The sequence below is a fragment of the Streptomyces solincola genome, from assembly GCF_002982015.1.
In the GTDB taxonomy this organism is placed as follows: domain Bacteria; phylum Actinomycetota; class Actinomycetes; order Streptomycetales; family Streptomycetaceae; genus Streptomyces; species Streptomyces solincola.
This window is the reverse complement of the sequence record NZ_PVLV01000053.1, coordinates 26,314-49,873: the sequence shown is the minus strand read 5'-3', so window position 1 is coordinate 49,873 and position 23,560 is coordinate 26,314. Positions and strand designations below refer to the sequence as shown.

General features: G+C 73.7%; 24 protein-coding genes. 6 read left to right on the top strand and 18 right to left on the bottom strand.

All coding sequences use genetic code 11. From position 1 onward, the window contains the following. Positions 1-6: 6 nt before the first annotated feature. Positions 7-792, bottom strand: coding sequence for a 3-oxoacyl-ACP reductase FabG (gene fabG, locus C6N75_RS04035; protein WP_105867441.1), 786 nt, complete (start codon positions 790-792; stop codon positions 7-9). A 180-nt stretch (positions 793-972) separates the two neighbouring features. Here fabG and C6N75_RS04030 point away from each other — a divergent pair, with 180 nt between their 5' ends. Together C6N75_RS04030 and C6N75_RS04025 are read left to right on the top strand one after the other, a co-directional pair. After that, complete coding sequence (locus C6N75_RS04030; RefSeq protein ID WP_105867440.1) at positions 973-1,758, top strand: FkbM family methyltransferase; 786 nt, start codon at positions 973-975, stop codon at positions 1,756-1,758. Positions 1,759-1,828: 70 nt separating this feature from the next. Next, a complete protein-coding gene (locus C6N75_RS04025) occupies positions 1,829-3,025 on the top strand; it encodes a class I SAM-dependent methyltransferase (RefSeq protein ID WP_105867439.1) in 1,197 nt (398 codons plus the stop codon). A 25-nt stretch (positions 3,026-3,050) separates the two neighbouring features. On the opposite strand, the gene C6N75_RS04020 is transcribed toward C6N75_RS04025, so the two are convergent. The 6 genes from C6N75_RS04020 to C6N75_RS03995 are packed head-to-tail and all read right to left on the bottom strand — an operon-like array spanning position 3,051 to position 8,835. After that, positions 3,051-4,019 (bottom strand): Gfo/Idh/MocA family protein, encoded by a 969-nt coding sequence (locus tag C6N75_RS04020; protein ID WP_181160330.1) that lies wholly within the window; start codon positions 4,017-4,019, stop codon positions 3,051-3,053. Between the two features lie 4 nt (positions 4,020-4,023). Then, entirely contained in the window at positions 4,024-4,998 is a 975-nt protein-coding gene (locus C6N75_RS04015; protein WP_105867437.1) for an NAD-dependent epimerase/dehydratase family protein, read from the bottom strand. After that, a complete protein-coding gene (locus tag C6N75_RS04010; RefSeq protein ID WP_105867436.1) occupies positions 4,985-5,590 on the bottom strand; it encodes a dTDP-4-dehydrorhamnose 3,5-epimerase family protein in 606 nt (201 codons plus the stop codon). Before C6N75_RS04010 ends, C6N75_RS04015 begins: the two co-directional genes overlap by 14 nt. Next, entirely contained in the window at positions 5,587-6,330 is a 744-nt protein-coding gene (locus C6N75_RS04005) for a class I SAM-dependent DNA methyltransferase (RefSeq protein ID WP_105867435.1), read from the bottom strand. Before C6N75_RS04005 ends, C6N75_RS04010 begins: the two co-directional genes overlap by 4 nt. Positions 6,331-6,352: 22 nt before the next feature. Then, complete coding sequence (locus C6N75_RS04000) at positions 6,353-7,477, bottom strand: DegT/DnrJ/EryC1/StrS family aminotransferase (protein WP_105867434.1); 1,125 nt, start codon at positions 7,475-7,477, stop codon at positions 6,353-6,355. Next, positions 7,474-8,835 carry an NDP-hexose 2,3-dehydratase family protein gene (locus C6N75_RS03995; RefSeq protein ID WP_105867433.1) on the bottom strand — a complete coding sequence of 454 codons (1,362 nt, stop codon included), beginning with the start codon at positions 8,833-8,835 and terminating at the stop codon, positions 7,474-7,476. Before C6N75_RS03995 ends, C6N75_RS04000 begins: the two co-directional genes overlap by 4 nt. A gap of 253 nt (positions 8,836-9,088) precedes the next feature. On the opposite strand from C6N75_RS03995, the gene C6N75_RS03990 reads away from it, so the two are divergent. Both C6N75_RS03990 and C6N75_RS03985 read left to right on the top strand, forming a co-directional pair. After that, positions 9,089-10,267, top strand: coding sequence for a serine hydrolase domain-containing protein (locus tag C6N75_RS03990; protein ID WP_105867432.1), 1,179 nt, complete (start codon positions 9,089-9,091; stop codon positions 10,265-10,267). Between the two features lie 38 nt (positions 10,268-10,305). Then, the gene (locus C6N75_RS03985; RefSeq protein ID WP_181160329.1) at positions 10,306-11,541 is read left to right on the top strand and encodes a nucleotide disphospho-sugar-binding domain-containing protein; all 1,236 of its coding nucleotides are present in this window, start codon (positions 10,306-10,308) and stop codon (positions 11,539-11,541) included. Positions 11,542-11,639: 98 nt separating this feature from the next. Here C6N75_RS03985 and C6N75_RS03980 read toward each other — a convergent pair whose 3' ends face one another. From C6N75_RS03980 to C6N75_RS03930, 11 genes are all read right to left on the bottom strand, one after another. Beyond that, positions 11,640-13,358, bottom strand: a complete 1,719-nt coding sequence (locus tag C6N75_RS03980; RefSeq protein WP_105867431.1) for a polyketide synthase — start codon at positions 13,356-13,358, stop codon at positions 11,640-11,642. After that, on the bottom strand, positions 13,355-14,167 hold the full coding sequence (locus tag C6N75_RS03975; RefSeq protein WP_105867430.1) for a polyketide synthase: 813 nt from the start codon (positions 14,165-14,167) through the stop codon (positions 13,355-13,357). Before C6N75_RS03975 ends, C6N75_RS03980 begins: the two co-directional genes overlap by 4 nt. Then, entirely contained in the window at positions 14,164-14,904 is a 741-nt protein-coding gene (locus tag C6N75_RS03970) for an enoyl-CoA hydratase/isomerase family protein (protein ID WP_105867429.1), read from the bottom strand. Before C6N75_RS03970 ends, C6N75_RS03975 begins: the two co-directional genes overlap by 4 nt. Then, entirely contained in the window at positions 14,895-16,124 is a 1,230-nt protein-coding gene (locus C6N75_RS03965) for a hydroxymethylglutaryl-CoA synthase family protein (RefSeq protein WP_105867428.1), read from the bottom strand. Before C6N75_RS03965 ends, C6N75_RS03970 begins: the two co-directional genes overlap by 10 nt. Continuing rightward, a complete protein-coding gene (locus C6N75_RS03960) occupies positions 16,124-16,369 on the bottom strand; it encodes an acyl carrier protein (protein WP_105867427.1) in 246 nt (81 codons plus the stop codon). Before C6N75_RS03960 ends, C6N75_RS03965 begins: the two co-directional genes overlap by 1 nt. Continuing rightward, on the bottom strand, positions 16,366-17,313 hold the full coding sequence (locus C6N75_RS03955) for an LnmK family bifunctional acyltransferase/decarboxylase (protein ID WP_105867426.1): 948 nt from the start codon (positions 17,311-17,313) through the stop codon (positions 16,366-16,368). The genes C6N75_RS03960 and C6N75_RS03955 overlap by 4 nt, the downstream gene beginning before the upstream one ends. Further along, the gene (locus C6N75_RS03950; RefSeq protein WP_256104201.1) at positions 17,310-17,558 is read right to left on the bottom strand and encodes an acyl carrier protein; all 249 of its coding nucleotides are present in this window, start codon (positions 17,556-17,558) and stop codon (positions 17,310-17,312) included. Before C6N75_RS03950 ends, C6N75_RS03955 begins: the two co-directional genes overlap by 4 nt. 91 nt (positions 17,559-17,649) lie before the next feature. Beyond that, positions 17,650-18,858 (bottom strand): ketosynthase chain-length factor, encoded by a 1,209-nt coding sequence (locus tag C6N75_RS03945; protein ID WP_105867424.1) that lies wholly within the window; start codon positions 18,856-18,858, stop codon positions 17,650-17,652. Continuing rightward, positions 18,855-20,123: a beta-ketoacyl-[acyl-carrier-protein] synthase family protein gene (locus tag C6N75_RS03940; protein WP_105867423.1), complete on the bottom strand. Its 1,269-nt coding sequence runs from the start codon at positions 20,121-20,123 to the stop codon at positions 18,855-18,857. The genes C6N75_RS03945 and C6N75_RS03940 overlap by 4 nt, the downstream gene beginning before the upstream one ends. Positions 20,124-20,181: 58 nt before the next feature. Beyond that, entirely contained in the window at positions 20,182-20,442 is a 261-nt protein-coding gene (locus tag C6N75_RS03935) for an acyl carrier protein (protein ID WP_181160328.1), read from the bottom strand. Between the two features lie 159 nt (positions 20,443-20,601). Then, entirely contained in the window at positions 20,602-21,627 is a 1,026-nt protein-coding gene (locus C6N75_RS03930) for a ketoacyl-ACP synthase III family protein (RefSeq protein WP_105867421.1), read from the bottom strand. A gap of 107 nt (positions 21,628-21,734) precedes the next feature. Between C6N75_RS03930 and C6N75_RS03925 the strand changes: the two genes are divergently transcribed. Both C6N75_RS03925 and C6N75_RS03920 read left to right on the top strand, forming a co-directional pair. Then, the gene (locus C6N75_RS03925; RefSeq protein ID WP_105867420.1) at positions 21,735-22,760 is read left to right on the top strand and encodes an acyltransferase domain-containing protein; all 1,026 of its coding nucleotides are present in this window, start codon (positions 21,735-21,737) and stop codon (positions 22,758-22,760) included. Continuing rightward, positions 22,757-23,494 (top strand): SDR family NAD(P)-dependent oxidoreductase, encoded by a 738-nt coding sequence (locus C6N75_RS03920; protein ID WP_105867419.1) that lies wholly within the window; start codon positions 22,757-22,759, stop codon positions 23,492-23,494. The genes C6N75_RS03925 and C6N75_RS03920 overlap by 4 nt, the downstream gene beginning before the upstream one ends. Positions 23,495-23,560: the final 66 nt, after the last annotated feature.

Genomic DNA, 23,560 nt, shown 5'->3' with positions numbered 1-23,560 from the left:
CTTCGGTCAGTAGTTTCCGAGGCCGCCGCAGACGTTGAGCGCCTGGGCCGTGACCGCGGCGGCGTCCTCGCCCACCAGGTACTCGACCATGGCGGCCACCTCCCGGGACTGCACGTACCGGCCCATCGGCACCTTGGTGGTGATGCGGTCGCGGGCCTCGTCCACCGACACGCCCCACACCTCGGCGTACCCCTCGCGGACCTTGGCGGCCATCGGCGTCTCGACGAACCCGGGGCACACCGCGTTCACGGTGATGCCGGTGCGCGCCAGCTCCAGGCCGAGCGCCTTGGTGAAGCCCACGACGCCGTGCTTGGACGCCGAGTACGGGGCGGCGAACACCACGCCCTGCTTCCCGCCGGTCGACGCGATGCTGACGATCCGGCCGCGTCCGGCCGCCAGCATCCCGCCGGCGGTCAGCACCTCCCTGGTCAGCAGGAAGACACTGGTGAGGTTGGTCGCCAGGACGTCGTGCCACAGCTCGTCGGTGATGCCGGCGGTGGGGCCGCCGCCGCTCCGCCCGGCGTTGTTGACCAGGATGTCCACCCGGCCGTAGCGGGCCACCACGTCGGCGACGAGCCGCTTCAGCTCCTCGGGCCGGGACACGTCGCACGTCGAGCCGTCCGCCTCCCAGCCCTGGTCCCGCAGCTCCTTCACGGTGGCGCTCACCGCGTCCGCCTGGCGGCCGCAGACCCAGACGGCGGCCCCGCCCGCGGCGAGTCTGGAGGCGACCTCCAGCCCGATCCCGCTGGTACCGCCGGTCACCAGGGCCACCCGCTTGGTCGGCTCGGACATGCCACCCTCCCGCTTCGCATCGGTCAACCCAGCCGAGGATGTTCACCGCTGCTCGAAGGGCGCTGGATCCTGTGTGGAGGCCGGTCGCGAGGCCCGGTCGAGCCATCCGCGAGCACCGGGCCGCAGGCTCGGTCGGCGAGGCCGTACCGAGTGCATTCGAGTGAAGGAGCCGAGTCCGCCATGACGGAGAGCATCCCGGACCCCGCCGAGAACCACACGCTGCCGGACGGCCGTGTGATCAGCGGGCTGAACGCGGAGACCACCAAGATCGTCTGGCACGAGGTCTCCGAGAGCATCTACCTGACCGACCTCCAGCACCTGCGGGCGGGCGACACGGTCATCGACATCGGCGCCCACCTCGGCCTCAGCTCGCTCTTCGTCTCCGACCGGGTGCCCGGCGTGCGGGTCATCGCCTGCGAGCCGGCCCGCGCCACGTACGCCTGCCTGGCGCGGAACTTCGCCGACCACCTGCCGGGCGGCATCGCCGTCAACAAGGCCGTCGCCGACCGGCCCGGCACCGCCGAGTTCACCTTCTACCCGGCCGACGAGACGATGGCGACGCTCCAGGAGGACGAGGGCGACGACCAGCGCAACATCGAGGCCGTGCTCACCAACCTCGGCGTCGACGCGGCGGAACAGGCCGCCTACTGGGAGAACTTCCGGGCCGAGGTCGAGCGCTACACCGTGCCGGTGACCACGGTCGCCGAACTGATCGCCGAGCACGGCGTCGAGACGGTGGACCTCCTCAAGATCGACGTGGAGCGGTCCGAACTCGCCGTGCTGGCCGGCGTCGGCGACGAGAACTGGCCCAGGATCCGCAACATCGCCGTCGAGGTGCACGACGTCGACGACGGGCTCGCCCGCGCCGTGGACCTGCTCAAGGACAAGGGCTTCCAGGTCGAGTACCAGCAGCAGGAGGTCTTCAAGGGCGGCAGCGTGTACATCGTGCTGGCCCGGCGCGACTGAGCGGGCCGGCGGGCCGCCGTCCACGGCCCCTCCAGGCGGGCTATAGCCGCGCCCACCAGCATCGGCCGACATGACAGCCAATCGCGCGCATCACGATGTCCGGGCGCTCATCCTCGCTGCGGAGGGTGACGCCGAGCAGGCCGTACGCGAGGTCGGGGCCGAGCGGACCGCGGCCCTGCTGGTGGGCGAACTCGTCGACCGGGCCGACCTCGACGAGGTGCCGGGGCTGGACCAGACGCCGATCACCGTCGCCTTCGAGCTCGCCTTCGACGGCGGCGCCGTCGTCCACCACGCCGTCGCGGGCAAGACCGCCGAGCACCACCCGGGCGCCCCCGCGGCCGCCCACGCCACCATCGAGGTCGGCCTGCTCGAACTGCTGCGCGCCGTCTACGGCAACTGGCGCGCGCCGGGCTGCCAGAACCTGCGCATCCGGTGGAACGACATCGAGGACATCGAGGCGCTCAGCTCCTCCATGCACGTCTTCCACGTCGTGCAGCGGCTGGTCCGCGGCACCACCGACCACCGGGCCGACCTCTCGGAGCTGTCGCTGCGCAACGGGTCCGACAAGTGGGGCCTGCACTACTACACGCCGCACTACGAGCGGCACTTCGCCCCGCTGCGGGACCGCCCGCTGACCATCGTCGAGCTGGGCATCGGCGGATACGGCGACCCGGCGGCCGGCGGCGCGTCGCTGCGCATGTGGAAGCGGTACTTCCCGCGCGCCGTCATCCACGGCGTCGACATCTTCGACAAGGCGGCGCTGCGCGAACCGCGGATCCACACCGTCCGAGGCGACCTCTCCGACCCCGCCTTCCTCGCCTCCCTGGGCGAGGAGATCGGGCCGATCGACATCGTCATCGACGACGGCAGCCACTACTGCCCGGACGTCGTCGCCGCCTTCCGCGCCATGTTCGCCCTGGTGCGCCCCGGCGGGCTGTACGTCGTGGAGGACCTCCAGACCTCCTACTGGGAGGGGTACGGCGGCAGCTCCGTACGCCGCGACGACCCGGCCACCAGCATGGGCTACCTGAAGAAGCTGGTGGACGGGCTCGCCCACGAGGACCACGAGGCCGGCGGCGTCGAGCCGGACGAGACCGCGCGCACCCTCACCGGCGCGCACTTCTACCGCAGCCTCGCGATCTTCGACAAGGGCGTGAACCAGGAGGGCCCCAGCCCGTCCTGGATCCCCCGCACCCGGATGACGTACGACGAGATGACGGCCGTCGAGTGGGGCGGCGACGGCCTGAGGGCCGACAGCGGGGAGTGACCCGCGGCCCGCGGGGCCCGTCCGCTCAGGACGGGCCCCCGGCGCGCTCGCGGATGGCGTGCAGCAGCGCCGACAGGCGCAGGCTCGCACGCACGTCGGGCGACCTGCCCGCGGCCGCCGCCCGCGCGAAGGACTCCAGCGTCGCGACGACCTGGTCGTGCGCGGGCAGCCGCCGCTCCTCGGTGCCCGACGGCCGCTCCAGACGCAGCACCGGCCGGTGGCCGGCCGGCGGCGTGAACGCCTGGTCCAGACTGATCCGGCCGTGCGTGCCGGTCAGCTCGTACGCCGAGCGGTAGCCGTGGTCCAGGCCGAAGGCGATCTGCACGATCACCCCCTGCGGCGAGCGCAGCACCGCCGCGCCGCCGGTGTCGACCTCGAAGCCGGGACCGCGCAGCAAGGTGGCCGCCACCGTCGTCAGCTCCGCGCCGACCAGGTGGACGGCCGCCCGCACCGGATAGACCCCGGTGTCCAGCAGCGCCCCGCCGCCCAGCGCCGACTGGTAGCGGATGTCCCCCGCCGGCCGCCGGGGCACCGTGAACTCGGCGCGGAACGCGCGCGGTTCGCCGATCAGCCCCTGCGCCAGCAGACCGGAGACGGTCGCGTGCGAGGGGTGGTGGAGGAACATGATGTTCTCCATCAGCGCCAGCCCGCGCTCCTCCGCCAGGGCGAACAGCGCCGCCGTCCGCTCCGGCTCGGGGGTCAGGGGCTTCTCCGCGAGCACGTGCTTGCCCGCCCGCAGGGCCGCCTCCACCCAGTGCGCGTGCAGGGCGCAGGGCAGCGGCAGGTAGACCGCCTCCACGTCCGGATCCTCCAGCAGCCCCCGGTACCCGTGCACCGGACGGCACCCGTAGGGGCGCGCCGTGGCCTTGGCCTTCTCCGCGTCCCGGCTGGCCAGCGCGACCAGTTCGAGCTTGTCGGAGCGGGCGATGGCGGGCAGCACGCGGCGCGCCGCGATGTCCGCGCACCCCATGACGGCGATTCTCAACCGGGCCATCGGCTCATCTCTCGGCCGACGCGGCCACCGTGCGCGCCAGCGCCTCGTCCAGCGGCACCCGGCAGCTCCAGCCCGTGACCGCCGCGAACGCCGACGGGTCGACCTCCACGCTGCGCAGGTCGGAGACCTCGACGTGCGGGGGCGGGGGCACCGAGACCACCGGCACCGGCTCCTTCCCGGTGTGCCGGGCGACGGCGGCGGCGACCGCGCGGAACACGTCGCCCAGGGACGGCGCCCGGCCGGTCCCCAGCAGCCAGTGGCGGCCGGCCAGTTCGCCGGCGTGGTCCAGGGCGGTGACGAAGGCGCGGGCCGCGTCCTCGACGTACAGCAGGTCGCGGCGCACGGTCCCGTCGTGCCACATGGTGAGCGGTTCGCCGGCCAGCGCCCGGCGGACCATGGTGGACACCACGCCCCGGTCGTCGGCCGCACCGGCGGGGGACGGGCCGAACACCGGCGGCAGCCGCAGACTGCTCGCCCGCACGTGCCCGGCCTCGGTCGCCGCCGTCAGCAGCTTCTCCGCGGTGTGCTTCTGCCGGTCGTACACGCCCTCCGGGCGGTCCTCCTCGCTGCCGTCGACACGCTCCGCGGCGACCCTGCCGACCTGGGTGTTGCTGCCGGGGAACACCACCACCGGCGGCGGGCCGCCGGTGCGGTCCCGCAGGGCGTCGACCAGCTCGCGGACCAGGCCGACGTGGAGGCGCTCGGCCGTCTCGTCGCCCTCCTGGATCCGCCAGCCCGAGGGGCCGCGGATGTGCGCGGCGAAGGGCAGCACCGCGTCGCAGCCGGCCACCGCCTCCGCCACGCTGCCCGGCCGGGCCAGGTCCGTCACGTGGACCTCGACGCCGTCCGGCACGTCCGGCTCCCGGCGGGCGACCGCGCGCACCCGCGCCGGCCCCGCCGCCAGCGCCCGGACCACGGCGGAGCCCAGGAACCCCGAGGCCCCGAGCACGACGACGAGCGGTCGGTCAGCGGCGGCCATCACCGGTCTCCTCCGCCAGGCAGGCGCCGTACTCCGGCAGCAGCCCCCGGGCCAGCGCGTCGGCCAGCGTCGGCGCCGTACGGTCGCGCTCGGACATCGAGAGCTCCAGACCGGCCGGCAGCTCCAGGGACAGCCCCGGGTCCAGCGGGTGCACCGCGCGCTCCTTCTCCGCCCGGTACGCCGCCGACAGCAGGTACACCATGGTCGTGTCGTCCTCCAGCGCCACGAAGAGGTGCCCCACCCCGGCCGGCAGGTACAGCGCGGTCGCCTCGTCGGCGGCCAGCTCCACCGCCTCCCAGCGGCCGAACGCCGGCGACCCCGCCCGGACGTCGACCACGACGTCCAGCGCGCGGCCGCCCGCGCAGTGCACGTACTTGGCCATCGAGCCCGGCAGCGCCGTGAAGTGGACACCGCGCACCACACCGCGCCGCGACCGGCTGGTGCTGGCCTGCGCCACCGGGAACAGCGGCCGGCCGAGCGCCTCGGCGAAGGCGTCCTCGTGGAACGGCGAGGTGAACGCGCCGCGCGCGTCGTGGAACACCTCGGGGGTGAACGCGTAGGCGCCCGGGATACTCAGCTCGCGCGCCTTCATGCCGGGGCGCCCTCGCGCACCGCGACGAACACGCCGGGGCCTGCGGGGTCGTCCCTGGTGTAGTGCGGCTCCAGACCCGCCTCGCGGAACGCGGCCTCGTAGGTCTCCCGGTCGAACAGCGACATCACGTGCGTGTCGGTGAAGTGCTCGATGCCCGTCTCCGGCGCGGCCACCGTGTAGTGGACCTCCATCCGGCTCGCGGAGCCCTCGCGCACCGAGTGCGAGACCCGGGAGATGGTCCGGCCCTCCACGCTCACCACGTCGGCCCCCACCCAGCCGGTGAGGAAGGTGTCGGGGAACCACCACGGCTCCACCACCAGCACCCCGCCGGGCTCGACGTGGCCGGCGAGGTTGCGCACCGCCTGCCGCAGGTCGGCCGCCGTCTCCAGATAGCCGATGGAGCTGAACATGCAGGTGACCGCGGAGAAGCGGCGCCCCAGCCGGAAGTCGCGCATGTCCCCCTGGTGCAGGGGCAGTGCGGGGTTGTTCCGGGCGGCGACGGCCAGCATCTCGGGGGAGAGGTCGACGCCGGCCGCCTCCTCGAAGGAGCCGCTCAGCTCGCGCAGGTGCGCCCCGGTGCCGCAGGCCACGTCGAGCAGCGACATGGCCCGCGGCGCGCGCTCGCGGACGAGGGCCAGCACCGCTCGCGCCTCGCCCCGGTAGTCCTTGCCGCGGCCCTGGTAGAAGTCGTGGTAGACGTCGGCGCGCCGGTAGATCAGGGTGTCCGTACCCGTCGTCATCGGGTCCTCCTCGCTGGGGTGTTCACAGGGTGCGCAGGGTGTCGCGCAGGGCGGCGATGACCTTGTCCTGGAGCCCTTCGGACAGGGACGGGTACATCGGCAGGGAGAAGATCTGCTCCGCCAGCGCCTCGGTGACCGGCAGCGAGCCCCGCTCGACGCCGAGGTGCGCGAAGCCGCGCATCGTGTGCACCGGCCACGGGTAGCTGATGTTCAGCGCGATGTCGAAGCGCTCCCGGAGCGCCGTGATGATCTCGTCCCGGCGGGGGTGGCGGACCACGTAGACGTAGTAGACGTGCTCGTTGCCGGCGCTCACCGCGGGCAGGGCCAGGCCGCCGGGCCCGCACAGGTCCGCCAGACCCTCGGCGTAGCGGTCGGCGATCTCCCGCCGCCGCGCGACGTAGGCGTCCAGCCGGCCCAGCTTGCGGCGCAGGATCTCGGCCTGCACCTCGTCCAGGCGGCTGTTGTGGCCGGGGGTCTGCTCGACGTAGTAGACCTCCTCCATGCCGTAGTAGCGCAGCCGCCGCAGCGCACGGTCGGTGTCCGGGTCGCCGGTGACCACCGCGCCGCCGTCCCCGTAGGCGCCGAGGACCTTGGTCGGGTAGAAGGAGAAGGCGGCCGCCCGGCCCATCGTCCCGGCGAGCCGGCCGTGGTGGCGGGCCCCGTGGGCCTGCGCGCAGTCCTCCACGACCGCCAGGCCGTGCCGTGCGGCGAGCCGCTCCAGGGGCGCCATGTCCACGCACTGCCCGTACAGGTGGACGGGGACGATCGCCTTGGTGCGCGGGGTGATCGCCGCGGCGACCAGCCCGGTGTCCATGAGGTGGTCGTCGGCCCGGACGTCGACGAACACCGGGGTCGCCCCGGTCCCGTCGATCGCCACCACGGTGGGGGCGGCCGTGTTGGAGACGGTGATCACCTCGTCGCCCCGCCCCACGCCGACCGCCTCCAGGGCCAGCTTCACGGCGTTGGTGCCGTTGTCCACGCCGACGCAGTGCGGCGCGCCGAGATAGGCCGCGAACTCGGCCTCGAACCCCCGCACGCTCTCGCCGAGCACCAGTCGGCCGGAGCCGAAGACCTGCTGCACCGCATCGAGGATGTCCGCCTTCTCCGCCGCGTACTCCGCGAGGTAGTCCCAGACGTGGGTGGTCACCTGTCGTCCTCCTTGTGGAAACCGAGAAATGTCAGCAGGCTCCTGGCCTCGACGTTGAGGTGGCTGCCGTAGCGCACGAACCCGGCGAGCTGGTGCGGGGTGACCCACGCGTAGTTCTCCGGGACGTCGAGGGGGAAGTCGTCGGCGGCCTCCACCAGCAGGTAGCGGTTCTGCGCGTGGTAGAAGCGCCCCCCTTCCTCCGAGTGGACGCTGTCGAAGCGGACCCGGCCGGGCGGTGCGCCGAGGACCTCGTCCAGGAACAGCGGCCGCCGTCCGTCGGGCAGGAGGCGGTAGTTGTCCGGCTGGCACTGCACGGTCGGCGCCATCTCCACGCCGTCCAGGGCGCCGGTCTCGATCCGGGCCTGCACCAGCAGGTGCGGCACGCCGTCGATCCGCCGGCTGAGGAAGGCGACGACGCCCTGGCTCGCCGGCTCGAACATCGGCTGCTGCCAGGCGGACACCTCACGGCTGCTGGCCTCGACGTCCACCCCGATGACCGCGAAGTGCTGGCCCCGGTCGTGGGTGATCTCGCCGCCGGCCCACGACCAGCCGTCCACCTTGGACAGCGGGATGCCGCGCCGGGTCAGCGTGCAGCGCCCCTTGGCCTCGGTGAACCAGCTCAGCAGCTCCACGGTGGAGTGCAGCGCACGGCCCCCCGGCGACCAGGACCGCGCCAGGGCGGCGGCGAAGCCGTCCCCCGCGGGCGCCCCGGCGCCGTGGTGGCGCCGCGACGCCAGCCCGGCCAGGACGGTGCGGGTGTCCATGTTGACCAGATTGGGTTCCCGCAGCAGCTCGGATATCTGCGCGTGATCCAGCCAGCAGAAGTCGTCCAGCACCGGTACGTCGTCCTCGACCTGAACGATCATGTTCCGGTTGCGTTTGGCGAGGAACCAGGACGCCTGTTCCGACTGGAGCACGTCGGAAAGGGTCCGTCCGCCGCGCGGCGCGGTGAAGTAGTCGAGATAGGGGACCCGCTTTCCGCCGTGCACCCCGGTGAAATTGCTGCGGGTCGCCTGCACGGTCGGGGACAACTGGAATCCGTTGACGTTCCCCGGCTCCATCTTGAGTTGCAGCAGGCAGTGCGGGACGCCGTCGAACTCCTTCACCAGGATGCCCAGCACACCCTGCTCCGGCTGGACGATGATCGGCTGCTGCCAGGCGGCCACCTCCCGCCCGGAGCGGGACACATCAAGGCCCTCCACCGCGAAGAACCGCCCCGAGCGGTGCACGAGGTTCCCCGAGTCGGGGTCCGCCGCCCAGCCGTCGAGTTCCTCCAACGGGATCTTCGTCGCGCGGAACTGCTGGGCCTGGCACCGATTCCGGTACCAGACATGGAAATCCGCTATCGCGGAGAACATTCGGTCACCTCCGGCGACGGAAATCGGCTTCCCGTAGGTTTCCGGGCATCTGACCTGCCGGCGGGTCCGCATGGGAAGGACCCTGCCAGATGCGACGCGTCCGGTCTGCCCTCCCCGCGCCGTACCCCTTCGTAGTGCGAGCGGGGCCTGAGCGGAATTCGAGCGGGCGACGAGCGTCCCGGCCACAAGCTCCTGATAAGCCAGTAGGCGACAGGGGCGAGTCGGTTTTCCGCGACACGGAGGTTCGGACGCTGTGAGTGATTTCCCGCAGGAGGGGACGGCGGATCCCGCCTTCGCCGACGTGGCCGAGGCGTTCCGCCGGAACTTCGCCTCCGGCGCCGAGGTCGGGGCCGGCGTCTGCGTCTACCACCGCGGCCGGCCGGTGGTGGACGTGTGGGGCGGCTTCGCCGACGAGGCCCGCACCGACCCCTGGCGGGCCGACACCCTGGCCATCCTGGCGTCCCCCACCAAGGCGCTGGTCGCCGGCGCGGCCCTGCTGCTGGTCGACCGGGGCCTGCTGGACCTCGACACCCCGGTGGCCGCGTACTGGCCCGAGTTCGCGTCGAACGGCAAGGCGGGCATCACCCTGCGCATGGTGCTCGGCCACCGCTCCGGGGTGGTCTGCCTCGACCACGCCCCCATCACCGAGGAGCACCTGCGCGCGCACCACCCCATCGCCGAGGCCCTCGCCGCCGCCCGCCCCGAATGGGAACCGGACACCGCGCACGGCTACCACGCGACCACCTTCGGCCATCTGGTCAGCGAACTGGTGCGCCGCCGCACCGGCCGTACCGTCGGCGTGTTCTTCGCCGAGGAGATCGCCGCCCCGCTGGGCCTGGACTGCCACATCGGCCTGAAGGACCCGGGCGCCGCCCACCTGGCGACCATGCTGGAGTCCAAGGCCGAGGAGCTGATGGCGGGCGCCGACCCGGGCGACGGGATGGCCATGCTGGTCGCGCTGGGCGACCCCGCCTCGCTGACCCACCGGGCCGTGCTCGGCAGCATGTCGCTGGACCTGCTGCCCGACCCGGTCGTCGAGAACCCCTCGTACGACGGGCTGGCCAGCGCCCGGTCGCTCGCCCGCTTCCACGCCTCGTTCATCGGCGAGATCGACGGCTTCCGGCTGACCACGCCCCGCACCACCGAGCAGATCCGCACCGTCCACTCCACCGGCACCTGCCGCACGACGCTGCTGCCCAGCACCTGGGGGCTGGGCGTCATGCTGCCCGACGGGCCGATGTTCCCCGCCGCCTCCGGGCTGGGCGGCGCCTTCGGCCTCGGCGGCGCCAACGGCAACTTCGCCTTCGCCGACCCGGACCACGACCTCGCCTTCGCCTACGTCCAGAACGCCGGCACCCAGGTGATCGGCCGCATCGACGACCGCGCCCGCCGCCTCGTCGAGGCCGCCTACCGCAGCATCGGCGTCCGGTGACCGGACGCCCGCCCGCACCCCCACCGAAAGGCTCCGACATGCGCGTCCTGTTCACCGCCGCACCGGGATACGGACTGATGCTCCCGCTCGTCCCGCTCGCGTGGGCCGCCCGCGCCGCCGGGCACGAGGTGCTGCTCGCCACCACGGCCCACATGAAGGAGGTCGGCGCCGCGTCGGGCCTGTCGGTCGCCGACGTGTTCCCGGCCCGGGACATCGGCTCGGACCTGGTCGCGGGCGCCGCCGGCACCGCGCAGGCCACCGGCGGCACCCCGCCCGGCTACTGGGAACTGGTCCGCGAGGTACGGCCGTTCGAGCTGTTCACGCTGGCCATGACCGAGGGCACCGTCACCGCGGGCCGCGAGTTCGGCGCCGACCTGGTCGTCTACTGCTCGGACCACATGGCGGGCCGGCTGGCCGCGATCGCGCTGGGCGTGCCCGCGCTGGAGGTCGGCAACCGGGTGTCGTGGTCCATGCGGGACGAGGAGTTCCGCGACGGCCGCGAGCACAACGCCCGCACCGGCGTCGTGCCCGACGACGCCCCGGTGGTGACGGCGCTGCGCGAACGGCTCGGACTGCGGAAGGCCGAGCCCGACCTGGTCGCCCGCATCGACCCCCGCGCGCCCAGCATGGGCGGCCTGGAGGGGGAGCGGCCGGACGTCTCCGACGGGGTGCCGTGGCGCCCCATGCGCTACGTCCCCTTCAACGGCGGCGCGGTGCTGCCGAGCTGGGCCATGCGCCGCCCGGACCGGCCGCGGATCTGCCTCACCCTGGGCACCGTCGCGCCGCTCCTTCCCGGCGGCGGCGGGCTCGGCGCGCTGATCGAGGCGCTGGCCGGGCTGGACGCCGAGGTGATGCTGGCCGACGGCGAGACGGACCTGAGCCAGTTCGGCGCGCTCCCGGACAACCTGCACCCGGCCGGCTTCGTGCCGCTCTCCGGGATCCTGCGGGACTGCTCGCTGGTCGTGCACCACGGCGGTTCGGGCACCACCGCCGCCGCGCTGCACCACGGAGTGCCCCAGCTGATCGTCCCGGGCGGCGCGGACAACGCGCTGTGCGCCCGGCGGGTGGTGGACCGCAAGGTCGGCCTGTCCGTCGAGCCCGACCAGGTGGACGTCGAGACCGTCCGCACGGCGGTGGAACGGCTCCTCACCGAGCCGGTGTTCGCGGCCGCGGCGGCCGAGGTGCGGGCGGAGATCGCCGGCCAGCCCAGCCCCGCCGCGGTGTTCGACCGGATCGCCGCGGACCTGGCGTCACGCGGAAGCGTCGGCGCCTGAGCAGACACCGGAAGGCGGCCCGCCCCCCTCGCACGGGGGACGGGCCGCCTTTCCGGTCGTACGGGTCGGCGTCCCGGGTCCGGGCACGCGACGCCTGGTCAGCCGGCGGACGGGCTCGGCGGCCGGCGGTCGAACCAGTGCGACCGCCGGCGGAACGGCGAGCCCGGCAGATGCGCGCGGGCCCGGGACTCGCCCGGCTCCCACAGCGCTTCCCAGTCCACGTCCTCACCGCGCAGCCACGCCCGCGCCACCGGGTCCTCGCCACCGTCCGGGACCCGGCCCGCCCGCAGCTCGTACAGGCCGGCGCGGAAGGCGTCCAGGTCCTCGGCGACGACGACCGCCCGCCGCTCCCGCGCCCGGCGACCGCCCTGGAGGGACCGGGCCACCGCGGCCAGATCCGGCGGCTCGGGCCCGTCCAGCTCCACGAGCAGCCGGCCGGCCAGCTCCGCCAGGCACTCCTCGTCCTGACCGGACAGCGGCAGCACGTACGGGCGGCGCCGCCCGGCCTCCCGGACCACCGGGGCCTCCTCCAGCAGTACGTGGCAGATCCCGCCGCCGAGGCCGAAGGAGTTGACTCCGGCGAGCCGCGGCACGTCGCCGCGCTGCCAGACCACGTCGTCCACCGCGACGGCGACGTCGGTGCCCGCGATGGGCAGCTCCGGATCGGCCTCGGTCAGACCCGCCACGCGCGGGATCCGGCCGTGCCGCAGCACCAGCGCGGCCTTGACCAGGCCCATCAGCCCGGCCGCGGCTTCGAGGTGGCCGATGCTGGCCTTCAGCGAGCCGACCCAGACCTTCCCGCCCGGGCCGGCCGGCGTCGCCGTACGCCCGTCCGGTCCGGTGAGGGCCTCGGCGAGCGCCGCCACCTCGACCGCGTCACCGCTGGGCGTGCCCGAGCCGTGCGCCTCCAGATAGCCGATGTCGCCGACCGACCGGCCGGCGGCTGCCGCGGTCCGCCGCAGCAGCTCCACCTGCGAACCGGTGTCGGTGCCGGTCAGCCCGCCGCCCCGCCCGTTGTGCGCGCTGCCGACCGCCCGGATGACCGCGTGCACCGGGTCGCCGTCGGCGATCGCCCGGTCCAGCCTCTTGAGCAGCACGCACGCGCCGCCCTCGCCCCGGACGTAGCCGTTGCGGCCCGATCCGAACGGCACCGAGTCGCCGGTCGGGGACAGGGCCCCGCCGCGGTAGGCGGTGTTCGCGTAGAAGCCGTTGCTGATCACGCTCGGGCTGCCGACCAGCGCCATCGGGTACGCGCCGTGCTGGAGCCCCTGGACCGCGAGGCCCAGGGCGCTCAGGCTCGACGAGCACGCCGAGTCGATCACCATGCTCGGGCCGGTCCAGCCGAACTGGTAGGAGACCCGGTTGGCGCTGAAGGCCGTCATCCCGCCCGGGAAGGCGGCGCTGTCGGCCAGCCCGCGGGCGTTGATCCGCTCGCGGTAGTCGGACATGAACTGGCCCACGAACACCGCGACCGGCTCGCCGCTCAGGCCGTCCGGATCGATGCCGGCGTTCTCCACGGCGTGCTGGGCCAGCTCCAGCATCATCCGGGCCTGCGGGTCCAGCCACGCCGCCATCCGGGGGGCGATGCCGAAGAAGCGGGCGTCGAAGGTGTCGATCCGCTCCAGCAGCGAGGCGGCCGGCGGGGTGGGCAGGTCGATCCCCGGGTCCAGCCCGTGCCAGCGGTCCTCGGGGACCGGCGAGAAGCGCCGCTCGCCCTTGTCCAGCATGTCCCACAGCGCGGCCGGCGTCTCGACGCCCGCCGCGCGGCAGGACATGCCGATGATCGCGATCGGTATGAGGTCGTCATCGTCTGTCATCGGGGACCACCGACTCGGGAGGGGACGGGTGAGGCGTCGGTACGGACCCGGGCAGCGCCGATCCGCTCGCCGTGCAGGGTGCGGATGCGGCGGCGGGCCTCGGCGGAGCCGATGGTGGCCTCGTGGTCCGGGATCTCCCGGGCCAGCGCCGCCTCCGCCCGCTCCAGGGCCTCCGCGCGCAGGTGCGCCTTCAGCCTCTCCAGGGCGTCCCTCGGCGCCTGGGCGATCCGCAGCGCGGTGCGCTGCGCCTCCGCGCACACCTTGTCGTGCGCCGTCACCGTCACGCCGGCGCCCCGGTCGGCCAGCTCCCGGCCGCGGTAGCTGCGGGCCGTGTACAGCATCTCGGCGCCCAGCGCGGCCCCCAGCTTGGCGGGCAGCAGATGGGTGGCGCCCAGGACGGGAGTGAAGCCGTAGGCGAGGAAGTTGGCGGCGTAGCGGGACCGGTCGCTCAGGACCACGACGTCGCAGTAGAGCGCGAGCAGGAACCCGCCGCCCAGCGCGTGGCCCTGAGCGGCGGCGACCACCGGCAGCGGGCAGTCGACCACCGCGCGCAGGAACTCCCACACCGGCACGATGCGCCGCTCGTGGGGCCTGAGCATCTGCTCGACGGACCCGCCCGCGCAGAAGATCTCGGGCAGGCCCTCCAGGACGACGACCCGCACCCGCGGATCGGCCGCCGCCTCGCGCAGCGCGCCGATCATCGCCGTGCGCAGGTCGTCGGACAGCCGGTTGTGTCCGGCCGCGTCGGCGAGCCGTACGGTGGCCAGCGGCCCCTCGACCTCGTAGCCGACTGCTTCGGTGGCGCTCACGCGATCAACCCCTGTTCCCGGAAGTCGGCCAGTCTGCGGTGCGTCCGCGGATCCGCGAGCCGCGGGCCGAGGACCTCGGCGACCCGTTCCTCGTACCGGGCCGGGGCGGGGGCCAGTTCGGCGTGGTAGCGCTTGAGGGCCACCAGCGCCGCCGGGTCGGCGGCCCGCAGGGCGATCAGGACCCGGCGCAGCCCGTCCCGGCCGCCCTGGCGGTCCGCCAGACCGGCCTCCACGGCCTGCGCGCCGGACAGCTCCCGCGCGGTCAGCGCCCAGCCGTAGGCGCGGTGGCCGCCCACCCGGCGGGCGACCACCGGGAGGATCGCCGCCGGGACCAGCCCCAGCAGCACCTCGGTCATCCGGAACGAGGCGCGCTCCGAGACGACGACCTGGTCGCAGGCGGCCGCCAGCCCGACCCCGCCGCCCAGCGCCGCCCCGTCCACGTACGCGATGGTGATCAGCGGCGACGTCCGCAGCCTGGTGAGCAGCTCGCCGACCGCGGCGATGCGCTCCCGCCACGCCGACTCCAGGGAGTCCAGCGCCCAGCCGGCGCAGAAGGCGTCCCCGACGGCGCCCAGGACGAGCACCTGGACGCCGGGCGCGGCCTCCGCCTCGTCCAGCACGGCGGTCAGCTCCGCGAGCGTCTCCTCGTCCAGCCGGTTGCGCGTCGCCTCGCCGGTGAGGGTGACGCGGACGACGGGCGGCCGCGACCAGTCGGCGGCCGTGCGGCTCAGCGCCATGCGTACACCCGGTGGAAGTCCTCGACGCCGGTCAGCACCAGCGCCGGCCCGTGCGAGCGCAGCGGCTCCAGGAACGCGTCGCAGTCGGACAGGTCGACGCTCCGGTACTGCTGCGGCACCAGGCAGGAGACCGCCGCCGGCAGCAGCTTCTCGTACTCCGCGAAGGTCAGCTCGCGCCGGGCGCGCACCCGCTCGCCGATGCCCATCGCGGCCAGCGCATCGCGGGCGCCGGACGGGACGGTTCCGCTGAAGAACTCCGAGGCGCAGCCGGAGCCGTAGGAGTACAGCCCCACCCGCGCGCCCTCGACGTCCGACCCGTGGTCGACCAGGCTCGCCAGGGCCAGGTAGATCGACCCGGAGCACAGGTTGCCGACGGTGCGCGCGTAGGTCAGCGACGGCACGACCCGGCGGGCGAAGTCGGCCTCGACGACGGCCGGCGCCGCCGGCGCGATGTCGCGCATCAGCTTGCGGTGCCCCGCCTTCACCATGCCGGGGAACGGCGTGTGCATCACCAGGTGGTCGAAGGAGGTGGTGAAGTCCGTCTCCGGGGCCTGCCGCAGGTAGTCCCGGTAGCTGGCCGTCAGGCACTCCAGATAGCTCAGCAGCGACCGGTCGGGGTTGACGAAGTCCAGGTCCGGGGCGGGCCGGGCGGTGTCCATGACCTCGAAGGAGTGCAGGCCCGAGGGGCCGTCCAGCGACAGCACCCGCGGCTGGTCGGACACCAGCACCGCGACCGCGCCGTTGCCCATGGTGGGCTCGGCGTACCGGGCGCGCTCGTCCATCGGGCTGATGTCGGTGCCGATCACCAGCGCCTTCGCGCCGGGGGCCGCCTGCCCCGCCAGGTATCCGGCGGCGAGCTGGAGCATCCCGGTGGTGCCGTAGCAGGCCGCCTTGACCTCCATGATCCGGCAGCGCGAGGACAGCCCGAGGTACCGGTGGGCGTAGGAGGCGACCGACTTGCTGAAGTCGACCCCCGACTCGGTGGAGGTGACCAGCAGCTCGATCCGCGCCGCGTCCTCGCCGAGCGCGTCCACCAGGGGCTTGGCGGCGTTGACCGCGTTGGTGACCGGGTCCTCCCACGGCAGCAGCACCGAGCGGTGGTCCGCCATGAGGTTGCCGACGCGGTCCGGGTCCAGGCCGCGGCCCTCGAACAGGTCGCGCACGGGCACATAGGCGAGCCCGCAGTAGGCGTTCAGCCCTTCGATGCCGATGGGGCGCATCACTGGCTCCCTCTGCTCAGATGGTCGATCAGCGCCGCGAGGTCCGGGATGTCGGCGAAGCTGGAGATCGGCTCCCTGCTGCCCAGCCGGTGGGTGAGCAGGGAGATGATCTCCACCCGGTCGACCGAGTCCGCGCCGAGGTCGCGCAGGTTCTTGTCCAGGGTGACGTCGGCGGCGGGGAGGTCCGGCAGGATCTCCCCGATCACCGCGCGCACCGTCAGCTCGGTCTGGCTGCGAGGGCTCATGCCTGCTCCCTGAGAAGGTGGATCGCGCTCACCGCGAGCAGCCGTCCCGAGCGGGCCTCCCGCACGGTCACGTCGGCGATCTCGTCCCCGGGCACGCCGGCGCGGCGCCAGAGCCGCACGCCGATGCTGAGCCGGGCGCCGAAGTCGGCGTTGCCGAAGTAGCCGAGCTTGTGGTCCAGGATCCGCCGGGCCAGGAACTCCCGGTCGCCGCGGCCCAGTTCACGCCACAGGCGCAGCAGCGCGGTGTCGATGATGGAGAAGTACGAGGCGAAGTACAGCAGGCCCACCCCGTTGAAGTCGTGCACGACGTCCAGGTCGTAGTCGCAGGTCAGCTCCTCCCCGACGACGTATCCGGGGATGCCGTCGGGATGGAACGAGGCGTTCTTGCGCGCCCGGGAGGCGATCGCGCGCGGGGAGTACCGCTCCGGCAGCACCGGCAGGTGGTCGTGGCGGAAGTCCGGCGGCGAGGAGCGCACCAGCGCCTCGTTGCTGTCCGGCCGGCCCCGGGAGATCCAGCGGTTGAAGTTCTGCACGTAGAGGCTGTCGGCGCGCGGCCGCTCGTAGAACTCCACCGGGTCCAGCGCCTCGGGCGCGGCGTCGGCCCTGGTGAGCCGGTGCAGGGTGAGCACGGACTCGCCGCCGAAGTCGAACACCCGTGAGGTGACGCTCAGTTCGTCGCCGAAGGTCAGCCCGTGCGGGTGCGTCTCGGTGCTGCCCCGCACATGGAAGTAGTAGAACGACAGGTAGGCGGGCAGCCCGTCCGCGGTGCGCGCGTCGTAGACGTTCGTGCCGCAGGCGGCGGAGACCGTCTCCCAGGTCCAGTCGCCCAGTTGCGCGAAGATCGACGAGCTGCCGCCGCACATGTGCGGGGAGACCGTGACGCGCCGGTTCAGGCGACTGCCGTCCAGGAGCACCGGCGCCCGCAGGATCACCGGCGCTGTCATGTCCGCGAGGCCACCCGGTCGCGGATGTAGTCGGCGAGCTTCTCCACCGTGGGGTGCTCGAAGACCGCCTCGACGCTCTCGTCCAGCCCGTACCTGGTGTTGATGACCGCCACGAGCTCGACGCCCAGCACCGAGTCCAGGCTGAGGTCGGCGAAGGTCGCCTCGTCGTGGATCTCGGAGGTGTCCAGGTACAGGACGTCCGCGAGGTGCGCTCGCAGCTCCTCCCGGATCGAGGAATCAGTCAAGGAAACAGCCACGGTTCTTCCCTCACGTTGTCTCTGGTGGACGTGCTATGCCTGGTTTCCCACGGTCGACTCGAGCAGTGCTCGGGCCGGGCTATCGACGCACGACCAGCGCCGAGTTGTACCCGCCGTTCCCGCGCGCCAGCACCAGCGCGGTACGCAGCCGGGCGCTGCGGTGCTCGCCCCGCACGAGGTCGATCCGGTAGTCCGCGGGGACGTCCCGCACATGCGCGGTGGCCGGGATGACGCCGTCGCGCAGCGACAGCAGGGCGCACACCAGGTCGAGCGGTCCGCCGCCGGCGTAGAGCCGGCCGACCAGGGTCTTGGGCGCGCTGACCGGGACGCCGTGCGGGCCGAACACCTCCGCCAGCGCGTCGGCCTCGGCCCGGTCCAGCTCCGGGAGTCCGGCGGCGTCCGCGAAGACCACGTCGATCTCGCCGGGCTGGAGCCCCGCGTCGGCCAGGGCCAGCCGGATGGCCCGGGCCAGCCCCGGCGGGCGCCCCGATCCCGGCCGCGGGTCGAAGGTGGAGGCGTGCCCGGCCAGCTCGCCGTAGACCTGGGCGGCGCCCCGCCGGCGGGCCGCCTGCTCCTCTTCGAGGATCAGGTAGGCGCCGCCCTCGCCGGGTACGTAGCCGGCCGCCGCCTCGTCGAACGGCAGGTAGGCCCGCCGCGGGTCCGGCACCGTGCTGATCCGGCCGGTGGCCAGGTGCGACACCCAGCCCCACGGGTCGTAGGAGGACTCGACGCCGCCGGTGACGGCCAGCGGGACCCCCTCGCGCAGCACCCGCCGGGCGTGGGCGACCGCGTCCAGGCCGCCGGCCTGCTCGGCCACCAGCACGCTGCCCGGGCCGCGCATGCCGTGCCGGATGGAGATCTGGCCGGTGTTGGCCGCGTTGAACCAGGCGAAGGACTCGTACACGCTGACCCGCTCGGGGCCGTGCGTCCACAGCTTCTGGATCTCGCGGTGGGTGAACTCGAACCCGCCCGTGGCGTTGGAGCCGATCACGCTCATGTCGAAGTCGTCGAAGGACTCCGGGTCCACGTCGGCGTCCCCGAGCGCCTGCTCCGCCGCGACCAGCGCCAGCCGGGTGACCCGGTCGGTCTGCGGCAGCAGCCGGTTCGACAGGTACTGCTCGGCCTTGAAGTCGCGCAACTGGCCGGCGAGACGGGCCGGGTAGCCGGAGGCGTCGAAGCGCTCCAGCTCGGTGATGCCGCTGACCCGCTCCAGGGTCGCCGACCAGTAGGCCTCCGCGCCGATCCCGATGGGCGCCATCACGCCCAGCCCGGTGAAGACCGCCTTCATGCGTCCCCTCCTCGCCACTTGCGCAGGACCATCGCGCTCTGGAATCCGCCGAAGCCGCTGCCCACGGTGAGCGCGGCGTCGACCCGGTGGTCACGGGCGACCAGCGGCACGTAGTCCAGGTCGCACTCCGGGTCCTTCTCGTGCAGGTTGGCCGTCGGCGGCACGACCCCGTGCTCGATGGCGAGCGCGCAGGCCGCGATCTCGATCGAGCCGATCGCGCCGAGCGAGTGCCCGATCATGGACTTGATGGAGCTGACCGGCGTCCGGTAGGCGTGGTCGCCCAGCGCCCGCTTGAACGCCCCCGTCTCGTGCCGGTCGTTCTGCTTGGTGCCCGAACCGTGCGCGTTGACGTAGTCGATCGCGTCGGCCGGCAGGCGCGCCTCGTCCATCGCCGCGGTGATCGCCGCGGCCATCTCCCGGCCGTCCACCTTCAGACCGGTCATGTGGTAGGCGTTGCAGCGCGTCGCGTAGCCGCCGATCTCCGCGTAGATCCGCGCACCGCGCCGGCGGGCGTGCTCGTAGTCCTCCACGACCAGCATGGCCGCGCCCTCGGCCAGCACGAAGCCGTTGCGGGTGCGGTCGAAGGGGCGGGCGGCGTGCTCGGGGTCGTCGTTGCGCGGGGTGGTCGCCTTGATGGCGTCGAAGCACGCCGCGGCCAGCGGGGACACCGCCGCCTCGCTCGCCCCGGTCAGCACGATGTCGGCACTGCCCTCGGAGATCAGCTTGTGGGCGTGGCCCACGGAGTCGATGCCGGAGGTGCAGCCGGTGGACACCAGCCCCACCGGGCCCTCCGCGCCCGCCTCCCACGCGACCTCGGTCGCGATCGTGGTCGGCGTGAGGTGGTTGAACAGGTGCGGGGAGGCGTAGCGGTGGTCGACCACCCAGTCCCGTCCGGTGTCGGACAGCACCAGGTACTCCCGCTCCAGGCTGGTCGCCGCGCCGACCGCGCTGCCGACGCTCACGCCGAGCCGGCCCGGATCCACCGCGGAGAGGTCCAGTCCGCTGTCGGCCAGCGCCTCGCGCGTGCAGGTGACGGCGAACTGCGTGACCCGGTCCATCCGGCGGATCTCGCGGTGGCTCAGACCGTGGGCCGCCGGGTCGAAGTCGACCTCGGCCGCGACCTGGGAACGGAAGGCGTCCGCGTCGAAGGCGGTGATCCTGCGGGTCGCGGTGCGCCCCGAGGTCAGCAGGTCCCAGAACTCCTTGACGCCGTCCCCGCCGGGGGCCACCACCCCGATGCCCGTGATCACCGAGCGTCGTGCCACGACCGTCCCCTCCTTCCTGAGACCGCACCGCCGTGCGCGGTGCCTGTGCGCTGCCGGGTCATGCCGCCTGCGCCACCTGGGACCGGGCCGCCTCGGCCACGGCCGCGAGCAGCAGCCGGGGCGTCTGGACCGTGGCGATCTCCTCGTCGGAGATCCGGATGCCGAACTCCTCCTTGATCCGGCTCGCGGTCTCCATCAGCGCCAGCGAGTCGTAGCCGAGATCGGTGAAGGACGCGTCGAGGGTCTCGCCGTCCAGATGCACGCTCTCGTCCATTCCGGCGCACTCGGTCAGAATCCTGCGGAGATCGTCGATCGTCATGGGATTCCCCTTCAGTTCCTGTAGGCCACTCGCGGTGGATCGGTCTCGACTCTGCTCAACCCAGCTGTAGATCCACTCGAGTTCCGGCGGAAGAAAGCGGAAGGGGGGTGCGGCAGGGGCGGCCGCCCCTGCCGCACCCCCCTTCCGGGCGGGCCGGCCTCACCCGCGCCAGTCGGGCACGTCGAGGATCTCGACCACCGCGGCCGACCAGGTGAAACCGCCGCCCACGCCGAGCAGCAGACAGCGCTCACCCGGGCGTACGGCGCCGGACTCGACGAGGCGGGTGAGCCCGGCGAACTGGTCGCCGGCCCCCAGGTGCCCCACGCCCCGGCTCCACGACCACAGGGTGCGCGCGGGGTCGATGCCCATCCGCCGGGTGTAGTTGACGTCCAGCCGCCGCCGCCCGAAGTGGGGCAGCACGAACCAGTCGACGCCTGCCAGGTCCGTCTCGGCCTCCGCCAGGGCGCGGGCCACCGACTCGCGCTGCCGGGCCGCCATGAGCACCACCGACCGCTGCCCCTCCGGGCTGGCCAGATACGCCTTGGTGGTCTCCCCCACGCTCAGCGGGGTGCGCGCCGACAGCGGCGCGAGAGCGAACGGGTCGTCACCCCGGTGCAGCCGCTCCAGCTCCGGCTCGCCCAGCAGCACCAGGGAGCGCAGCCGCGCGAACCCCGAACCGCGGGCCAGCACCAGCGCCGTCGCACCGTCCGCGAGCACCGTGCCCTCGTCCGACCGCCACCGGTCGATGCCGGGCAGCGCGAACCGGTCCGCCGTGGTGAGCAGCGCCGCCGTGCCGCCGGTCCCCACCAGATGGGCCGCCGCCATCTCCAGCGACGCCATGCCGCCGTTCGAGGTCTGCCGCAGTTCCATGGCCGGGAAGTCGCCGCCCACCGCCCGGCGCTGCACGTAGGAGGCCGGCGCCCACATGTCGTGTCCCTGGTAGTACGACGAGGCGTGCAGCAGCAGCGAGACGTCCCCGGCCCCGCAGCCGGACCGCGCCATCGCCTCCCGGGCGGCCTCCACCGCCATGTCCGGCGCCGACCGGTCCGCCACCGTCACACCGGTGACCTGGGCCCGCCGGACGATCTCGGGCTCCACCAGGCCGTCGGCGACCGCCTGCTCGGCCGGCATCACCGGTGGGAGCCAGATCGCACAGGAACGGACATAGACATCTTCCCAGCGCACGTCGGTCCTCCTTGGGTTCGCCGACCGCCCAGGCTGATCGTCCGGTGTGGAACGCGGCTGGAGCTGCGCTCCAGCGAACCTCGAAGCGGGCAGGCCAGCCTCGGCGCATGCGATCAGACAGCCGCGAACTGGTGCTGCTCTTCCCGGGGCAGGGGGTCCAGCACGCCCGCATGGCAGCCGGGCTCTACCGTCACGACCCGGTGTTCACCGAGACCGTCGACGACGTGCTGGAGCGGTTCGGCGACGCCGAGCGTATGCGCGCCGACTGGCTGTCCGAGCGGCCCTCGACACCCGTCGACGACGTGGCCCTGGCACAGCCGCTGCTGTTCACCACCGGCTACGCCCTGGGGCGGATGCTGCTGGACGGCGGCGTCCGGCCGGCCGCGCTGCTCGGCCACAGCGTCGGCGAACTGGTCGCCGCCACCCTGGCCGGGGTGTTCGACCTCGGCGACGCCGTCACGCTCATGCGCGACCGCGTCGCCCGGCTCCGGGCGACCCCGCCGGGCGGCATGCTGACCGTCTCCGCGACCGCACACGACCTCGCGCCCGTCCTGGCCCGGCACCCGCAGGTCGCCGTGGGCGCGGTGAACGCCCCGCGGCAGATCGCCCTCGCGGGCCTCGACGGCCCGCTGGAGGCCGCCGAGCGGGATCTGCGCGCGGCCGGGTTCACCGTCCGCCGGGTGGCCGCCACCACCGCGTTCCACAGCCCCGTGCTGGCCCCGCTGTTCACCGATCCGCGACCCCTGCCGGACTTCCGCCTGGGCCGCCCGCGGATACCTCTGTGGTCGGCCTTCACCACCGAGCCGGTCACGGCGCCCGACCCCGCCATGTGGGCCGACCAGCCCGCCGCGCCCGTCCTGTTCTGGCCGACCCTGGACAAGCTGCTGCGCACCGGCCGCTACCTGCTGGCCGACGTCGGGCCGGGGCAGGGCCTGGCCACACCGGCCCGACGCCATCCCGAAGTCCAGGCCGGACGCAGCGCGGTGACCGCCCTGCTGCCCGCCCGCCCCGGCCCGCCGGAGGCCGAGCGCGCCGCCGTCCAGCGCTTCCTGCGGGTCCTGCAGGACGAAGGACTTCCTGCCCCCCGACCCACGCTGTCCCTGGTGGCGGCCCACACCCGAGGAGTGCTGTGAGCGAGAAGCGCGTCGCCCTGATCACCGGATCGTCGTCCGGCATCGGAGCCCAGGTGGCCCGACGGCTCGCCGGTCAGGGCATCCGGATCGTGGTCAACTCCGCCCGGTCCGCCGAGGCCGGCGAGAAGCTGGCCGCCGACCTGCCCGACGCGGTGTACGTCCAGGCCGACATCGCCGTCGAGGACGAGGCCAGGCGGCTGGTGGCCTCTGCCGTGGAGCACTTCGGCCGCCTCGACATCCTCGTCAACAACGCCGGGGTCTCCCAGCCCATCCCGCACGGCGACCTGGAAGCCGCGGACCTCGCCGTATGGCAGCGGATCTTCGCGGTCAACGTCTTCGGCACCTGGCAGACGACGGTCGCCGCCGTCCCCGCCCTGCGCCGCGGCGGCGACGGCGTCGTGGTCAACGTCTCCTCCATCGCGGGCTCCCGCCCGGCCGGCAGCTCGATCCCCTACGCGGTCAGCAAGGCCGCGCTGGAGCACATGACCCGGCTGCTGGCGAAGACCGTCGGCCCGGACATCCGCGTCAACGCCGTCGCGCCCGGCCTGGTCGAGACGCCCTGGACCCAGGGCAAGGACTTCTTCACGCCCATCGCCGAACAGGTCCGGCGGCTCACCCCGCTGCGCCGGGTGGGGCAGACCGACGACGTCGCCGACGCCGTCGAGTCACTGATCAGGGCCGCTTACACCACCGGCCAGGTGCTGCTCGTCGACGGCGGCGCGCACCTGGTCTGAACCGGCCGCCCGGCCGCCCCCAAGGGCCCGGCCCACCACCTCCCCACGACCCAGGAAGGGTTTCCC

What these genes read in the sequence shown, in the direction of transcription:
- fabG (WP_105867441.1), bottom strand. Translation starts at nt 792, where the DNA reads ATGTCCGAGCCGACCAAGCGGGTGGCCCTGGTGACCGGCGGTACCAGC.
- C6N75_RS04030 (WP_105867440.1), top strand. Translation starts at nt 973, where the DNA reads ATGACGGAGAGCATCCCGGACCCCGCCGAGAACCACACGCTGCCGGAC.
- C6N75_RS04025 (WP_105867439.1), top strand. Translation starts at nt 1,829, where the DNA reads ATGACAGCCAATCGCGCGCATCACGATGTCCGGGCGCTCATCCTCGCT.
- C6N75_RS04020 (WP_181160330.1), bottom strand. Translation starts at nt 4,019, where the DNA reads ATGGCCCGGTTGAGAATCGCCGTCATGGGGTGCGCGGACATCGCGGCG.
- C6N75_RS04015 (WP_105867437.1), bottom strand. Translation starts at nt 4,998, where the DNA reads ATGGCCGCCGCTGACCGACCGCTCGTCGTCGTGCTCGGGGCCTCGGGG.
- C6N75_RS04010 (WP_105867436.1), bottom strand. Translation starts at nt 5,590, where the DNA reads ATGAAGGCGCGCGAGCTGAGTATCCCGGGCGCCTACGCGTTCACCCCC.
- C6N75_RS04005 (WP_105867435.1), bottom strand. Translation starts at nt 6,330, where the DNA reads ATGACGACGGGTACGGACACCCTGATCTACCGGCGCGCCGACGTCTAC.
- C6N75_RS03995 (WP_105867433.1), bottom strand. Translation starts at nt 8,835, where the DNA reads ATGTTCTCCGCGATAGCGGATTTCCATGTCTGGTACCGGAATCGGTGC.
- C6N75_RS03985 (WP_181160329.1), top strand. Translation starts at nt 10,306, where the DNA reads ATGCGCGTCCTGTTCACCGCCGCACCGGGATACGGACTGATGCTCCCG.
- C6N75_RS03980 (WP_105867431.1), bottom strand. Translation starts at nt 13,358, where the DNA reads ATGACAGACGATGACGACCTCATACCGATCGCGATCATCGGCATGTCC.
- C6N75_RS03970 (WP_105867429.1), bottom strand. Translation starts at nt 14,904, where the DNA reads ATGGCGCTGAGCCGCACGGCCGCCGACTGGTCGCGGCCGCCCGTCGTC.
- C6N75_RS03965 (WP_105867428.1), bottom strand. Translation starts at nt 16,124, where the DNA reads ATGCGCCCCATCGGCATCGAAGGGCTGAACGCCTACTGCGGGCTCGCC.
- C6N75_RS03960 (WP_105867427.1), bottom strand. Translation starts at nt 16,369, where the DNA reads ATGAGCCCTCGCAGCCAGACCGAGCTGACGGTGCGCGCGGTGATCGGG.
- C6N75_RS03955 (WP_105867426.1), bottom strand. Translation starts at nt 17,313, where the DNA reads ATGACAGCGCCGGTGATCCTGCGGGCGCCGGTGCTCCTGGACGGCAGT.
- C6N75_RS03945 (WP_105867424.1), bottom strand. Translation starts at nt 18,858, where the DNA reads ATGAAGGCGGTCTTCACCGGGCTGGGCGTGATGGCGCCCATCGGGATC.
- C6N75_RS03935 (WP_181160328.1), bottom strand. Translation starts at nt 20,442, where the DNA reads ATGACGATCGACGATCTCCGCAGGATTCTGACCGAGTGCGCCGGAATG.
- C6N75_RS03925 (WP_105867420.1), top strand. Translation starts at nt 21,735, where the DNA reads ATGCGATCAGACAGCCGCGAACTGGTGCTGCTCTTCCCGGGGCAGGGG.